Annotated in this window: 14 protein-coding genes; 5 read left to right on the top strand and 9 right to left on the bottom strand. The window is 70.9% G+C overall.

The genetic code is table 11. The features are described from left to right. Positions 1-120 precede the first annotated feature (120 nt). Positions 121-549 carry a winged helix-turn-helix transcriptional regulator gene (locus tag ADL22_RS11550; RefSeq protein WP_066976616.1) on the bottom strand — a complete coding sequence of 143 codons (429 nt, stop codon included), beginning with the start codon at positions 547-549 and terminating at the stop codon, positions 121-123. A 116-nt stretch (positions 550-665) separates the two neighbouring features. On the opposite strand from ADL22_RS11550, the gene ADL22_RS11545 reads away from it, so the two are divergent. Beyond that, positions 666-1421: an SDR family NAD(P)-dependent oxidoreductase gene (locus ADL22_RS11545; protein ID WP_079064038.1), complete on the top strand. Its 756-nt coding sequence runs from the start codon at positions 666-668 to the stop codon at positions 1419-1421. On the opposite strand, the gene ADL22_RS11540 is transcribed toward ADL22_RS11545, so the two are convergent. Together ADL22_RS11540 and ADL22_RS11535 are read right to left on the bottom strand one after the other, a co-directional pair. Further along, on the bottom strand, positions 1398-1832 hold the full coding sequence (locus ADL22_RS11540) for a MarR family winged helix-turn-helix transcriptional regulator (RefSeq protein WP_066976614.1): 435 nt from the start codon (positions 1830-1832) through the stop codon (positions 1398-1400). The two genes, ADL22_RS11545 and ADL22_RS11540, sit on opposite strands and share 24 nt — an antisense overlap. A gap of 46 nt (positions 1833-1878) precedes the next feature. Continuing rightward, entirely contained in the window at positions 1879-2523 is a 645-nt protein-coding gene (locus tag ADL22_RS11535; RefSeq protein WP_066976611.1) for a TetR/AcrR family transcriptional regulator, read from the bottom strand. A 113-nt stretch (positions 2524-2636) separates the two neighbouring features. Between ADL22_RS11535 and ADL22_RS11530 the strand changes: the two genes are divergently transcribed. Next, positions 2637-4229, top strand: coding sequence for a carboxylesterase/lipase family protein (locus tag ADL22_RS11530; RefSeq protein ID WP_324615535.1), 1593 nt, complete (start codon positions 2637-2639; stop codon positions 4227-4229). Positions 4230-4259: 30 nt separating this feature from the next. On the opposite strand, the gene ADL22_RS11525 is transcribed toward ADL22_RS11530, so the two are convergent. Continuing rightward, positions 4260-5531, bottom strand: coding sequence for a GDSL-type esterase/lipase family protein (locus tag ADL22_RS11525; protein WP_079064037.1), 1272 nt, complete (start codon positions 5529-5531; stop codon positions 4260-4262). A 230-nt stretch (positions 5532-5761) separates the two neighbouring features. On the opposite strand from ADL22_RS11525, the gene ADL22_RS11520 reads away from it, so the two are divergent. Beyond that, positions 5762-6679, top strand: coding sequence for an ATP-grasp domain-containing protein (locus tag ADL22_RS11520; protein ID WP_066976608.1), 918 nt, complete (start codon positions 5762-5764; stop codon positions 6677-6679). 128 nt (positions 6680-6807) lie between these two features. Continuing rightward, complete coding sequence (locus ADL22_RS11515; protein WP_066976605.1) at positions 6808-7341, top strand: hypothetical protein; 534 nt, start codon at positions 6808-6810, stop codon at positions 7339-7341. Between the two features lie 81 nt (positions 7342-7422). Here the strand turns inward: ADL22_RS11515 and ADL22_RS11510 are convergent, their stop codons facing one another. From ADL22_RS11510 to ADL22_RS11490, 5 genes are all read right to left on the bottom strand, one after another. Beyond that, positions 7423-8781 (bottom strand): hypothetical protein, encoded by a 1359-nt coding sequence (locus ADL22_RS11510; RefSeq protein WP_066976602.1) that lies wholly within the window; start codon positions 8779-8781, stop codon positions 7423-7425. 233 nt (positions 8782-9014) lie between these two features. Further along, positions 9015-10193, bottom strand: coding sequence for a hypothetical protein (locus ADL22_RS33765; protein ID WP_159048608.1), 1179 nt, complete (start codon positions 10191-10193; stop codon positions 9015-9017). Positions 10194-10198: 5 nt separating this feature from the next. Next, positions 10199-11188, bottom strand: coding sequence for a TauD/TfdA family dioxygenase (locus tag ADL22_RS11500; protein ID WP_066976599.1), 990 nt, complete (start codon positions 11186-11188; stop codon positions 10199-10201). A 59-nt stretch (positions 11189-11247) separates the two neighbouring features. Next, on the bottom strand, positions 11248-12660 hold the full coding sequence (locus tag ADL22_RS11495) for a glycosyltransferase (RefSeq protein WP_066976597.1): 1413 nt from the start codon (positions 12658-12660) through the stop codon (positions 11248-11250). Between the two features lie 7 nt (positions 12661-12667). Next, the gene (locus ADL22_RS11490; RefSeq protein ID WP_066976591.1) at positions 12668-14137 is read right to left on the bottom strand and encodes a radical SAM protein; all 1470 of its coding nucleotides are present in this window, start codon (positions 14135-14137) and stop codon (positions 12668-12670) included. Between the two features lie 330 nt (positions 14138-14467). Between ADL22_RS11490 and ADL22_RS11485 the strand changes: the two genes are divergently transcribed. Next, positions 14468-15322 (top strand): TauD/TfdA family dioxygenase, encoded by an 855-nt coding sequence (locus ADL22_RS11485; RefSeq protein WP_066976589.1) that lies wholly within the window; start codon positions 14468-14470, stop codon positions 15320-15322. The last annotated feature ends 33 nt before the right edge of the window (positions 15323-15355 follow it).

Genomic DNA, 15355 nt, shown 5'->3' with positions numbered 1-15355 from the left:
CGGTCCGGGCGCCTCATCGTGACAGACCCCTACCCGGCCCCCACCCCACCCGCCAACTCTGGCCGAATCCCGCCACCTTCCCACTCACCCAGGCAGGCCCCGCCCGTTGCCCGCTTCCGCTCACTTCCGCGCGGGGTGAGCGGCGTCGTAGCGGTGCCGGTTGCCGTTGATCTCCCGCCGGTGCTCCACGGCCCACGCGGTGAGACCGGCCATCGACTCCAGCAGGGTGCCGCCGAGCGGCGTCAGCGCGTACTCCACCCGTGGCGGGACGCAAGGGTGGACGGTACGGGTCACCAGCCCTTCTCGTTCGAGCTGCCGCAGCGTCAGCGTGAGCATGCGCTGCGAGATACCCCGTACGGCCCGCTGGATCTCGGTGAACCGCAGCGTCCGGTCCCGGAGTTGGCCGATCACCAGGATGCTCCACTTGTCCCCGATCAGGGACAGGATCCGCAGCACCTGCCGGCACACCTCCTCCTCGGACTCCGCCGCGTCCGGCGCTTCCGTTTCCGCTTCCGTTCCCGGCTCCGGCTCGCGGCTGGTCGTCGCCAAGGGTTACCTCCGTGTGCGTCACCGACACCGATGTGCCGTCTTGTCAGCGTGACTCCCGTGACAAATCATGCTGCTGCGCACAAAGAGTAACTACCGCTCCAGCAAAGGGAGATCGCGTGCCCAAGGCACTTGTCGTGGTCGGCGCCGGGCCCGGACTCGGCATGGGCGTCGCCCGCGCCTTCGGCCGCCACGGCTTCCGGGTCGGCCTGATCGCCCGTAACGAGGACAGCCTCACGGCCCTGGTCGGCACCTTGACCGAACAGGGCGTGCCGGCCGCGGCCTTCCCCGCCGACATCCGCGACCGCGCCGCCCTCGCGGCCGCCCTGACCCGCGCCGCGGAAGTCCTGGGGCCGATCGACGTCCTGGAGTACAGCCCCAGCCCGAGCGGCCCGATCACGCACGCGGCCGGGACCACGGTCGCCGCCGCGACCGACCAGTTCACTCTTCACGTCCTGGGCGCGGTGACGGCGGTGGAGCAGGTCCTGCCCGGGATGCTGGCCCGAGGCGCCGGCACGCTGCTCCTGACCACCGGCGTCTCCGCCACCGTCCCCGCCCCCTTCCTCGCCAACGTCGGGCTGGCGATGGCCGGCCTGCACAACTGGGCGCACGCCCTGCACACCGAACTCGGCCCCCAGGGTGTCCACGTGGCGACGGTGACGATCGCCTCGCCCATCACCGCGGGTGACCCCGTGACCGACCCCGACGCCATCGGTGCCCGCTACTACCGCCTGTACGGGCAGCACGACCGCGCGGAAGAGGTGATCGGGGATGTGGACGCCTTCCGGGCGCTGGTCGCCGCGCAGGCGGCCTCGACCCCGGCAACGGCCGTAGGGCCAGCGGAAGTGGAGTCAGCGTCCGCCGTGGAGCCGTAGCAGCAAGCCGTGCAGGACGGTGCGCTCCTCGGCGGTCAGCGGGTCGAGGACCGTGTCCTGGACGGACTCGGCCGCGCCGGTGAGGGCGGTGAGCGCTTCCCGGCCGGCCGGGGTGATGCCGACCAGCACCCGCCGGCGGTCGCCGGGGTCGCGGTCGCGGGTGAGCAGGTCCCGGCCGGCGAGTTCGTCGAGGAGCTTGGCCATATCGCTGGTGTGGATGGCCAGCCGTTCCGCCAGATCCCGCTGGGCGTGCGGGCCGAAGTCGGCGAGCGCGGCCAGCGTCGCCAGATGCCACGGCCGCAGGCCCTGGGCCGCGAGGCGTTCGGCGAGCAGACCGCGGGCGCGCTTGCCCACCTTGGCGAGCAGGTACGTGGTGGAGGAGGTCAGGCTCGGCGGCGGGGTGGCGGGCATGGGCCCATGGTAGGTCGGTGGGTCCGTACCGATGGCTGGTCGGCGCCTACTGGTCGTCGGCTTGCGCCTGGGCCTGTGCCTGCGCCTGGTCCGCCGTTGTCGTGAACAACCGGTCCAGGTGGGCGTCGAGGGCGGTGAGCGCTTCGGCGGGCCGGAGCACGCCCAGTTCCAGGAGCGGGGTGAAGCCGGTGAGGGCGAGCAGGAGGTGGGTTTCGGTCACCGGATCGCGGTCGGGCCGGATGTGGCCGTCGGCGATCGCCTGCCGGACCAGCTGCTCGACCAGTTCACGCCCGTGGGCCATGCCATCCCGCGCGCGGATGCGGAGGTGCTCGTCGTGCAGCGCCTCCACCACGTAGGCGGCGCTCATCCGGCTGGTCGCGCGGGCGTCGGCGTGCAGCGGGAGCATCTCGGTGAGCAGCAGGCGCAGGACATCCCGCGGCTGCGGCCGGTCGCCGAGCTTCCGTACGCCCTGGTCGACCCGCCGCGCGGTCTGTTCCGCGGCGAAGTCCATGGCGAACGCGAGCATGGCCGCGCGGGTCGGGAAGTAGTGCTGGAGCTGGCCGTGCGACATGCCGGCCTCCTGCGCCACCTCGCGCAGCGACAGGCGGGTGACCCCGCGCTCTTCCACCACTCGCCACAGCGCCCGGGCGATTTCTTCGCGGCGCTCCTGGTGGTTCACCTGTTTGGGCAACTGGCCACCTTCTCATGGGTGTTGGGGGCGTGAGGTTTTCTCGTACAGTTGACATAATACAGGTGGCTGATAAACCTTGGGGAGGAGTTGAGCCAAGTCGAGGACGGGCGACGATGACGACGATGATGGGGCGGGGTGGCGGCATGGCGGGAGAGCCCGAGGTGCGGACGGCGGCGGGTGCGGTCCGGGGGCGGTGGCGGGGCGGGCAGGCGGAGTTCCGCGGTATTCCGTACGGGCGACCGCCCGTGGGCGGGCTGCGGTTCGCGGCGCCGGTGGCGGCGCTGCCGTGGGAGGGGGTGCGGCCGGCGGTGGCGTACGGGCCGGTGGCGCCGCAGTCGGGTCCGGCCGTCACCTCCGATCCGTCCCGTAGCGGAGCGGCCGGGACGCCGGCGGACGCGGACGCGGACGCGGACGCGGACGAGGAGTGGCTGACGCTCAATGTCCGCACTCCGGACCTCGGTGCGGCGAGGCTCCCGGTGCTGGTGTGGATCCACGGCGGCGCCTATATCGCGGGGGCGTCGAGCGATCCGTCGTACGATCCGGCGGCGCTGGCCGGAGCCGGCCTCGTCGTGGTGAGCCTCAACTACCGTGTCGGCGCGGAGGGTTTCGCCCTCATCGAGGGGGCGCCGGCCAATCGCGGACTCCTGGACCAGATCGCCGCGCTGCACTGGATCCGGCGCAATATCGCCGCGTTCGGCGGGGACCCGGAGCGCGTCACCGTGGCGGGCCAGTCCGCCGGGGCGGGATCGATCGCCGCCCTGCTGACGGTGAAGCCGGCCCGTGGCCTGTTCCGCCGGGCCATCACCCACTCCGTGCCGGGCAACCACTGCACCCGCGCCCTGGCCGCCGAGGTCACCACGGCCCTCGCGGACCGGCTCGGCACCGCGCCCACCGCCGCCGGCCTCGCCCGGATCCCCCCGCGGCGCCTGGCCGGCGAGGTGACCGCGCTCGGCGCCGCCCTCGGCGACCACCCCGAACGCTGGGGGCGGCTGGCCCGGACCGGCGTCCCGGTCTGCCCCGTCCTCGACGGGGAGCTGCTCACCGAGACGCCGTGGCCGGCCCTGGCCGGCGGCCGGGCGGACGGAATCGACCTCCTCGTCGGCCATACCCGCGACGAATTCCGGCTGTTCAGCGTGTTGAGCGGCCGGCACGGCACCGGCCCGGACGGGACGGGCGGCTGGACCGACGAGGAGGCCCGTGCGGCGCTGGAGCTCTTCGCCCCGCCGCCGCACGGCGCGGACGCCTACCGCGCCGCCCGCCCCCGGGCCACACCCGGGGACCTGCTGGAAACGGTGTACTCCGACGCCCTCTTCCGGATGCCGTCCCTGCGCCTGGCCGAGGCGAACGCGGCGGCCGGCGGCGCCTCGTACCTCTTCGAACTGGCCCTGGCCGCAACGGAGTTCGGGGGCGTCTTCGGTGCCTGCCACAGCCTCGATGTCCCGCTGGCGTTCGGTACGCTCGGCAGCCCCACCGGCCGGCAGCTCTTCGGCGAACGGCCCGCCCCCGAGGTGCGGGCCGTCTCCCGGGAACTCCAGCGGGCCTGGGTCCGTTTCACCACCAGCGGCTCCCCCGGCTGGGCCGCCTACGACCCGGGCCCGCAGCTCACCCGCGTACTGGACACCGCATCGAGCACCGTGCGTTATCCGGAGCGGAGCTCGTACGAGATCTGGCGGGGCCACGATCCGGCCCCGTTCGACCTGCCGTAGCGGGTCCCCGGCGGCCCGGCCCCGCCGGCGTCAGGCGGACGCGGGGGCGAACGGGCCGCCGGGGCCGAAGGCCAGGGTGGCGAAGCGTTCGCCCATACGGAGGTGGGTGGCGGCGTCCGGGTGGAGCTCGTCGGGCAGCGGGAGCTCGGCGAAGTCCGCCGGGCCGTAGAGCCGCTGGCCGTCGAGATAGTGGAGGTGCGGATCGTCGGCCGACCGCTGGGCGACGATCCGGGCGAGTTCGTCGCGGATGGCGGTCAGCGTCAGCTTGCCGGCGGCGCGTTCGGCGGGGTCGCCGGCCGCGCGGAAGCCGAGCCGCCCGGCGCTGAGTTGGCTGAAGTCCGGGGCGCTGGGGCCCGGGGTGTCCTCGTGGATGGGGCAGTGGATGGGGGAGACGACCAGCAGGGGAGCGGTCGGGTGCCCCTCGCGGATGGTGTCGAGGAATCCGTGCACGGCCGGGACGAAGGCCCGCATCCGCATCAGATCCGCATTGACCAGATTGATGCCGATCTTGACGCTGATCAGATCGGCGGCGGTATCGCGCAGCGCCCGGGCGGTGAACGGGTCGAGCAGCGCGCTGCCACCGAGCCCGAGGTTGATCAGCTCCACCCCGCCCAGGCGCGCGGCGCGCGCGGGCCAGGTGGTGGTGGGGCTCGCGGCGTCGGAACCGTGGCTGATCGAACTGCCGTGGTGCAGCCAGACCTTGCGGCCGGAGTCCGGCGCCGGCTCGACGGCCGCGTCCGCGCGCAGGCTTACCAGCCGGGTGGTTTCGTTGTGCGGCAGCCAGATCTCGACGTGCTTGTCGCGGCCGGGCAGCCCGGTGAACCGCACCGTGCCGACCGGTCCGGGGCGGGTCTCCGCGGACGTGGCGGCCATATCGACCAGGACGACGTTGCCGCCGGTCGTCCGCGCCTGGCCGGCCGGGGCGCCGTCGATCAGCAGGTCGTAGACGCCGTCCGGGCGGGGCGGGGCGCCCCGGTACTCCATTTTGGTGCGCAGGGTGTCCAGTTCGAGGGCGGTGGCCCGGGTCCGGAACACCAGCCGGACGCCGGACGGCTGGCCCTCCGCCACCGACAGCTGCATGTCCGGGCACTGGGCGCGGGCCCGGGCGGGCAGCCGGTGTGGCAGCAGCCCGTGCTCGGTCCGTTCCAGGTCCAGCGCGCCGCGCACGAGCACGGCGAGGTCGGGAACGGTGAACCACCGCGCCGCGCCGGAAGCGGGGGCGGTGGTGGGGGAGTGGCCGTGGTCCTGGTCGTGATCGCGGCCGGGGTCCTGGCCGCCGTCATGGTCGTTCGGGGCGTTCATGGTCTCAGTCTGTCAATGAGATGCCGGGCGGGCACATCTATTTCCGCGCCGCGCCCGCGCCGGGCCGGGGCGGGCGCGGGCGCGGGGGTGGTGCGGCGGGCGGTAGCGTTCGCCCGGGGTGTGCCGCGCGCACGCGCCCGTTCCGGAGCGGACGGGCGCGGACGAAGGCCGGACGTACCGGTCCCGCGGCCGGGCCGAGCAAGGCCACAGGGCGATGAAGGAGAGCGTGGATGGGGTCCGTACCGGCGGCAGCCGCCGACGTCTGGATGCTGGTGCGGGAGAATCCGGTGCCGCTGATGAAAGCCACCCAGGCGCTGGCCGAAGCGCTGGAGGCGGCCCACGGCCCCCGCTTCGCCGTCTGGCACACCGATGAACTCCTCTTCGGCGTCCGGCGCGGCCGGCTGGTGCTGCGGACGCTCGGCGGTCTGGAGGTCGCCCCGCCCAAGGTCGTCCTGGTGCGCCAGACCCCCGGCACGATGGCGCAGGACCGCGAGGTGAGCCTGCTGCGGCACCTGGAGCACCTGGGGGCCGTCCTGATCAACTCCGCGTCGGCGCACATCCGGTGCGGCAACAAACTCTGGCAGCTCCAGGACCTCGCCGCCGCCGGCCTCCCGGTCCCCGACACCCTCTCCTACGCCACCGCACCGCTGACCGGTGTCGTCCGCAGCCCCGATGTGGTGGCCCCCTGCATCGTGAAGGCCGTCCGCGGACGGAACGGACGCGAGGTGTTCCTGGCGCCGGACACCGGACTGCTGCGGTCGGTGGCCGGCAGCCTGGCGCAGGACGTCCCGCTGGTGTTCCAGGAGTACGTGTCCGCCTCGCACGGCCGCGACCTGCGGGTCGTGGTGGTGGACGGCGAGCCGGTGGCCGCCCAGATCCGCACCGCGCGCGACGGCTCCCTGGCGGCCAACCTCGCCCAAGGGGGAGCCGCCGAGCTGTGCCTGGGGCGCTTCCCCGACGCCGAGGCGCTGGCGGTCGCGGCCGCCGGGACGCTCGGGCTGACGCTGGCCGGCGTGGACCTGCTCTTCACCGCGGACGGCGGCCACACCATCTGCGAGGTGAACGCCGTCCCCGGCTGGCGGCCGCGGATGACGTCGGTGATCCCCGCGGTGACGGCGTACGTGGCCCGGCTGCTGGCGGAGCGGTAGGGCTCGGGTGCCCGGCGGGTCATGTGCCTCTCGGATTTCTGGCCGCGGCGATCCGCCGTCACGACCGCGGCGATCCGATGATGGCTTCGCCCCTGATTCCCGGGACACCCTCGGTTTAGAGTCTCTCCGTGGACGACAACACCTGGTTCGAGGTTGAGGACCCGGAGGAGTACGACGAGGAGCCCTGGGACTTCGACGAGGCCGAACTCGCCTTCCTCGCCGCATTGCGGGCTCGGGCCGCCATCTGGCGGGTGTCATGGGCTCCCAGCAACGTCTCACGGCCCGAGGACGACTCGTCGCTCCTCGTCTGGGTCTCCCTCCTCGATGAGGAACGCCCACTGGTACTCGGCGAATGGGCCGTGCACTTCTACGGCACGCACGTACGGGCAGGGAAAGTCTCCGACCAGCTCTTCAACCTCCATGAGTCACATAAGCACGGCTTCTTCCAGACCTCCGGCACGGCCGGCGAGCTTGCCCTACGGTGCGCCGACTGGTTCGAGAGCCTGTTGAGCCGCCCCGTCGTTCGTGCCGAATGGCCCGCAGCGGCCGGGGCAATCGCAACCCGCTGGGAGTTCGCCGACACCGGAGAGGCCCTCGTCACCAGCCTTGACGTACCCGCCGATGGCACACCCCCGGCCCGCCGGGTCCCGGTCCGTCCCTGATCCGCCGGACACCGCCTAGGGATGTGGGTGAACAACCAGAGGTCCAGGGCCGCGGCCTTCGCTCTCGCAGCCGAGGCCGGGTTACCGAAAGGCTGCGGCCAGTTCGTGCCAGAATGCGCGCCAGTGGTCTTCCCCGAAGGTTCGCAAAGCGATGTCGCGGTTTTTTGTGAGTTTCTGCTGAATGACGGGGTCAGCACTTCGCACAGCCGCCAGCATGTCGAGAAGTTCACCGGCTGCACGCTCAAGTTCGCCGGCCGACGCGCCGACCATCACCGCTGCGTACCCCGGATAGACGGACTCGAAAACCTTGAACGGGCTTACCGCACACGGCAATCCCGCCACGGCGGCGAACGCCGGAGGCATGCTCGCGGCCTCGACACCGGGGACGTTCGGTGTGTAGACCACCCCACCCCACCTTTTCCGCGCGATGTGCAGCAGGTCGATCTCATCCAGATGCACCCCCAGCGCGTCGCGATAGGTGCTGAGCGGCACGCCATCGGCCCAGATCACCAGGCCATCCAGTCCGAGGCGGTCCGCCAGGTCAAGCATGTCCTGCGCGTGCTCCCGTTCCTCGGCGAGGCTGCCGAACACGACCAGTACCGGGAGGGGGTCTCCACGTCTCCGCGCCTCCGCGATCGTCGCGGCGTGCAGGCGCAACGCCAGCGCGACGCCCTTTTCGGGCACCACGCGCTTCGGGACGACCAGCACCGGCTGGTCCTCCTTGACGCCGTGCTCTGCCAGGAACTCCAGCTGATGTGCTCCCAGGTCCCCGTCCGGTATCGACAGCGGCACCATCGGGGGGAGGAGGATCGGCACCGCATCGGTCGGATAATCGGTCGCTTCGGCGACTTGGGCCGGTGTCAGCGTTGCCCAGTAGGTATAGGCGTTTGCCCCCGGCAATGGGGTCAGCTCATTCGGAAAGACCGGGTAGAGGCGTTTCCCGTCCGTGGTCCGCGCGTAGTCCTTGAGCAGGTCATGGTCCCACCACACGACCCGCCCGGGGCGCTGCCCATCGGCGAACATCTCGTCCAGCACCCGCAGCAACGCCAGTGTCACCGGCACCGCATCGGTGAGCGTCATGTTCATCGCGATCACCACATCGACATCCGCCAGCATGGCGCGGAAATGCCGCTCGTACGGAGCCGCCAGCCGGTCGATCTCCTCCCGGAGTATTTCGCGTTCCGGGGCGCTGAGTTCATCGAAGCCGGCCACCCGGTCACGGACGGCCAGCAAATCCCGCCCCCACTCATCAGGATCGCCCGGCAGCTCCATACAGGCGGGGATCATCCAGTCCGGATACGGCTCACCCCGACCATCCGGAGAAAACCCCTTGTCGAACCGCCACGAATACCCCAGATCCGTGATCACTGGTAACTCGACCACGTCCAGCCGTACACCGAGATCGAGCGCGTACCGCAGACTGGTAAGCAATCCGGACACGGGTAGCCCATCGCCGCATACGACCCCTATGCGCATCCTTCATTCCTCTCCGGTGTCACCTTCGTGCAGATTCATGCCTTTGTGCGGTGCTGCTATCAATGGGACAGATCCAGCTTCCTGGTCACTCCTCTCCGCGAGCGCCAAGTCCACCGCGCGTCCAGTTGGCGACAGGGAATGCGTGAACGCGTGATGGTGTTGAGCGACTCGTCCGCTTCACCACACAGGACACGGTCTTAAGCGCCTGCGAGACGCAACCGCTCCTCGATCCCACCGGCGAGCCTTGCGACGACGGGGCCGCCGTCGGAACGCAGCGTCGCCTTCTTGGCGTTGAAGCAGTGCACCCAGGTGCCGGCGGCCCACGCGGCCTCGCGGTCGGCAGCGGTCCAGGGCAGTGCCCTGGCCGCCTGGTAGGCATCGATGAACTGAGCCGTGTGCGGAATCGTCGCCTCGCCGGGACGGCCGCCCAGGACGGCGTGCACCGCGGCGGCCGCACCGGCGATGACGATTTCCGGCAGCGCCACGATGCTGTCCCAGTCGTGCACGGCGTGCAGTGCGCCGCCCTTCCACGTCACGTTCTGCGCTTCCCAGTCGCAGTGGCCGATGACAGGGGCGCCGAGGCCGTGCTCGTTCAGCCGTTCCCGTACCCGGGTTGCCGCGTCGTCCAGCCAGTCCGGCCCCGGGTGCTGGTTGAGGTCCTCCGGCTGATCGTCGGGAAGCGGCCAGACACCGTCCTGGTCGTGATTCCACCACACCCACGGCGGAGGCGGGCCAAGCTCGCCGACCTCGTCCACAGCGGGTGCGACCGACACGAACCGGGCCAGTTCGGCGGCCGACCGGGCCGAAGTACGGGGCGCGACGTCGAGTGCCGCGCCGTCGTCCACCAGCGTTTCCATCGTCACGATCAGGCTGCCGACGCGGACCGGCTCGCCCAGCGGTTCAGCACACGGCAGCCCTGCCAGCCACATCAGCCGGTGGGTTCGGAAGCAGCCGGTCAACCGGTCGGCGAACGGACGGATCTTGACCACCACTCGGCGCCGGTCCGCCAGTTCCAGGCCGAGGACCGTGGACAGATGCGCCCAGCGCCACAGCTCGGCCCTGGGGCGGCTGCCGAGGTGGCGCTCCACCGATTCGGTAAGGGAAGACATATCGAGTGCGGTCGTCTCGCCAAGCATCGCGTTGGCCCCTGTCTCGTCCCACTGGATCATCGCCGGGGATACGACGTCGACGTTCCCCGGGCCGAAGCGCTGACTGACAAGTGAGGGATCGCCGTTGGCGTCCACCACGCCCACGCGGGCGCCGGGGTAGCAGCACAGCAGCGATCGCCCGGACAGTACCACCGGTTTGCCGCTCTGCCGGCCGCGGCTGGCGAACCGGAACCGTGGTGAGGCCGGCCGGGTGTCCGCTCGTACCACGGCCGTCATGACAACGCGAGGGCCCGGCTCCCGGCCCGTCGGCGGCCACTGGACTGCTGAAGGTCGAAGGTGAGGGTGAGCTTGCGCAGCCAGCGGTCCGTACCGTCATAGCGGGGTGTGAACGGTTCCCGGCCGTGCACTGCCCGGTAGTTGTCGATGAGCACCAGGTCGCCGGGCCTCAGCCGGACCGGCACGAGTGCTCCCTCCAGCCGGCGGCACAGCCGGGAGAACGCCCGCGCGGACGCGTCGTCCCCCGGCGCGGTGGTGGTGTATGCCGGGTCGACCCTCAGATACGGCCGCGAGCCGCCGAAGAGCACCGGCCGCCACACGGGAGACGGATCAACGGATCCGCTCGCCTTCAGGTGTTCGGGGTCGGGAAGGAGGGCGAAGCGAGGCCGGCGGAGCAGCTCGTGGTCCTCCGCGCTGACCTCGGCGAGCGCGCCGGCGGTGGCGACGGTCGTCGCGGTCAGATCCCGGTTGCGCAGACAGAGCAGTGCCAGCACGTCACAGCGGTCGTCGTCGAAGGCGTCCTCGACGTGGAAGTCGAGGGTGTTCACGCTGCTGTGGCCGGTCTGCGCGTGTTCCTGGCCCTCGATCGGCAGTACGTCGTTGAACAGCCTGCCGTCCTGCAGCGTCTGCCAGCAGACCGGATCGCCGACCTGTATCGACACCAGCGCCAGCCACAGGTCGTGGGCGGCTGTGGCGGCGCGTCCGCGCGGTCTCCAGTGCGACGGCGTCGGGCCGACGTTCTCGTCCAGGCGGGGTCGGCGTACCACCGTGACCGCGCTGCCCAGCCGGGACCGGACACCGGCCAGTACGTCCGTCAGCCGTACGGGGAGACGGTCCCGGTGTTCGGCGAGCCCCGCCAGCAGGCCGAGGTCGTCCGTCGTGCCGTACTCGCTCACGAGGCGGCGGATGACGTCGTCCGCATGACGTGTCTCCTGCGCGGTGAGCACGATCTCCTGGATGTCGGGCACTGGGGCGGACTCACGCATGTGCGTACCCTTCTGCTGTCTCGATCCGTCTGACCAAGGCGGCGGTGCCGCACGGCCGGCTATCCGGTGCCCTCCGCCAGCTCCGTCAGCAGCTCGGCCCACGGACCGGTCGGGAACCGGCGGTCGACGATCTCCCGGTTGCGCCGCACCATGCCGGCCATGCGGGGCTCCCCGGCGCGGTTCGCCCGCATCGCCGCCACCAGCTCGACGCCCGACCGGCCGATTCCGGCGGGGCGGGGATCCACCGGGACGACGAAGAAGTCTTTTCCGTACGTCGGTTCGAAGGCGGTGTAGGCCGTGCTCGCGCAGGGCAGCCCGGCGACGGCGGCCAGCGCCGGCCCCAGGCCGACCGTCTCGACGTCCTCGGTGTTCGGAGTGAAGACGACGCCACCACCGCTCGCCGCGGCGGTCCGAAGGAGGTCTATCTCGTCCAACCGCCAGGAGCCGCTGCTGTCCCGGACGCTGCGCAACGGGACACCGTCGAGGAACCGCACGTCGGGCAGCAGGTCCAGGCGCCGTGCGGTGCTCAGCACCTCGTCGGAGTAGGAGGGATCCTCCGCCAGGCTGCCGAACACGAGCAGGTACGGGGCGGGAAGTCCGCGCTCGGCGCTGGCCGACCGGGCCGCTGCCAGCACTTCGAGGGCGAGCTCCACCCCCTTGACCCGGTAGACCCGCACCGGGTTGAGCAGGATCGGCCTTCGCGGGTCGAGGCCCAGGCCGTCGAGAAATTCCTTGAGCCGCGGCTCCAGTGCTCCGGTGGGCACGCGGGGCAGGATGTTGGGCACCACCCGCGGCCGCTCCGGTACCGGGTAACGCGCCGCCTCCTGCGCAAGCGCTTCGGAAACCACCGCCCACCGCACACCCGGGCCGGCCTCGGGAAGCGGGGTGAACTCATTGGGACGGTCCGGATACTTGCGCACGCCTTCCTCGTAGTCCGCGCAGCTGCCGAAGAGATCGTGGTCCCAGAAGAGCACGCCGCCGGCCCCGCTCTCGTGACGGCGGTGGCGCGCCGCGGCGTGGAGCGCCTTGGTGACGGGCGCGGCGTCCGAGAGCGTCATGTTGACCGCGATGGTCCAGTCGACTCGGTTCCGGCGCATCCATTCCGAGAAGTAGTCCCGGTAAGGGCCGGCCAGGCGGTCGATGCGCTCGTGCAGCCGGGCACGTTCGGCGGGGCCCAGAGCCGCACCCTCCGCGACCGACATCCGGATGGAGGTCCACTCGGCCGCCATGCGGTCGGGATCCCCGAGGGCGGGAGGGGCCTGCCCGGCCGGCTCCAACAGCCCGGACGCCTCCCGCTCCGCCGGCCCGTACGGGAAGAAGGCGGGCTTGTCGGGTCGCCACGAGTAGCCCAGATCAGCGGATACGGGCAGTTCGAGCAGGCGCAGGTCGACGCCGAGGCCGACTACGTTGCGGAAGATCGTCAGCAGGCCGCTGGCCGGCACTCCGTCCCCGCAGACCAGTCCTATGCGCACCCCGGCGTCACCGGCCCAGCTGAGTATTGATGAGGGCCTCCACCAGCGTGGCTCCCGCTTCGGTGAGGGCGACGCTGCCGGCCCCCCGGTCGATCCGCACCAGCCCGCGGTCGGTGAGCGAGTCGAATACCGCACCCCACCTGCCGGACAGCAGCGAGCTGCCGGGAAATCGGGAGCGATGAACCTCCTCAAGCAGTGGCTGACAGGTGGACAGCGCCATCTGCACCGCCCGCACCTCGCGGTGTTCCGCGCTCACCGACGTGACCTTCTCCAACGGGATCTCGCCCTTCTCGACCAGGCTGAGATATTTCGCCGGAGCAACCTCCGCATTCGCCTCCGCCTCCCCGCACCAGCTGTAGGCGCCCAGGCCGATACCCACCTGGGGGACCTGTTTGTCCTGGTCGAGGTTCAACGAGCGCCACACTTCCGGTCCCACGTCGCGCTGGGGGAAGTAGGTGGTGGGGTGCTCGTAGTAGCCGGCAGCGGCGAGCCGGTCGACGGCCCCCTCCCGCATTTGCAACTGCTGTCCCAACGACGGCCACGCGAATCCGCGCTGGGCCAGCCGCTCGCGTACGCGCGGGTCCTCCCACGGGGCCGGGGACACATGCCCGATGGCCGATTCCACGTCATGGAAGGACTGCAGATGGAGTTTGATCGCGACAATGGTGCTGAAATCAGCTTCGATCAGGCGATCGATGTCGTCGAGGAAACCGGCGACTGTCTGGCCGGGCAGGCCCCAGACGAGATCACCGTCGACCCTGGTGAAACCCAGCCGTCCCGCCGCCGAACGCACCTGTAGTGCCTGTTCCCCGGTGTGCCGCCGGTTGGCGACCTTCAGCAGCCGGTCGTCCAGGGACTGGATTCCGTAGGAGAGTGCGGTGAATCGCGCATCGCGCAGCGTCCCCAGGATCTCCTCGGTGAGGGAGTCCGGGCTTCCCTCCGCCCGCATCGAGGTCCGCTCGTCAAAGGCGAACGTCTCCCGGTAGAAGCTCACCAGCCGCTCGATCTCGTGGGCGGGCAGGACGCTCGGCGTACCGCCGAACAGGCAGAACTCGCCGACCGGAGTGGTGCGCAGCGCCGGGACCGCCTCCACCCAGGCCCGGGCCTCCCGGATGTTCGCGTCCACCCACCGGCGTGCGGTCGCGTCGGCCGTCTGAGGCCGGCTGCTCGTGACGAGTATCGGGAACTGGCAGAAATGGCAGCGGTACCGGCAGAGCGGAATATCCACCCATAGGTGAAAGGACGGCGCCTCGCGCAGCTCGCGGTCCAGAACACGGAAGAACTGCTGCGGACTGCTCTCCACGTCTCCCGTGAAAACATGAGTGAATGCTTCGGCTTGCAGGTAGCCGAGGAGTTCGTGGTTACGCTCGTCGGACAGCAGCGAGGACACCCTGGGTACCGGGTATTCGGGATCGATCTCGGAGAGGCTGCGGAGCGCTTTCCTCCGGTCATATAACGGTGCCGTGCTGGTCCCCATGCGTGCGACACTCCGTATCTGCTACGTCGATGATCGTTTGCGATTTGGGTACGGCCTGAAGCAAGCTAGGCGAGTTCCCCTGCACGGTCAATACGGTGCGTGATAGGCCATCAGCATGGCGTGATTCTTGCGGTTTGAGGCGTATGGGTCCGGGGAGCGCTTCCTGTCCTCCGGGCTGTTGGCGGATAATGCAGTGATCAATACACCAGGTGCGGCTCACGCTGTGTGAGTGACACCGGGAATATAGATGACGGACGACACGATGGGCTGCGATTCGTGATCGAAAAGTCTGCTTCCATGCCTGACGCGGTATGGCCACCTCGACTCGCCATGACGGATTCGACCGCCGTCGCACTGGCCGACTTCAGTTCAACCTGGCGGTCGGAAGAGCTGAAGAGCGAGCGGACCCAGCAGGCGGCTCTTCGCCGCGCCCGCGAAGAAATTCCCGAACTGCACCGGCTGCTGGACGAGGCCGCCACCGCTCTCCGCGCATCGCTGGCCGTGGTCGTCGAGGGCTTCCCGCTCGACACCACCGCGCTGGTCATCACCGCCGCCGCGCTCGGCAGGGTCGATCCGAGCTACAACGGCCCGAAACCGGACTCCCTCGTGCACGACGTGGTCGACAGCGAAGCCCGGCCCTACCGGGATCCGGACCCGTTCCACACCGACTCCCCCTTGCTGGCGCGTCCGCATGCCTACCTCGGACTGCTCTGCGTCCGCCCGAGTCCGGCGGGCGATGGGCAGACCGTTCTGGTGAGCGCGGCGGATGTCGCCGCCGAAATCGCCGACCGCAGCCACCTGCGGGCACTGCGGGACCCCTGCTATCCGTTCGCTGTTCCCCATGCGTCCGGGAGCGGCGAGCCGTCGATCACGACCCACCGGATCCTTGCGCTGTCCGGCGGGGGCGCCACCGTGCGGTACTGCCCGGTGCGGGTCACCGCAGGCGTAGCGCGGGCTGGGCACGCCCTGGACGACGAGCACGTCAGCGCGCTCCGCGCGTTCGAACGCGCGCTGGAAACGCGGCACCTGCCCACGGTCTTCCTCCTGCGGGCGGGCGAACTCCTGTTGCTGGACAACAGGCGCCTGCTGCACGGCCGCACCGACGTCGGGCCCGAAGGCGTCGCCCGCCACCTCATGCGCGTCAAGGTGCACGCCATCGGCGAACAGCAGGACAGCCGTCGGTAGGACTGCGGCCGCGACGCGCAGGCATGCGCGCCG

Origin of the sequence: Streptomyces sp. NRRL F-4489 (genome assembly GCF_001509485.1) — a bacterium.
Lineage (GTDB): Bacteria > Actinomycetota > Actinomycetes > Streptomycetales > Streptomycetaceae > Streptomyces.
The sequence above is the reverse complement of the archived record's forward strand: the minus strand, read 5'-3'. Positions and strand labels throughout refer to the sequence as shown.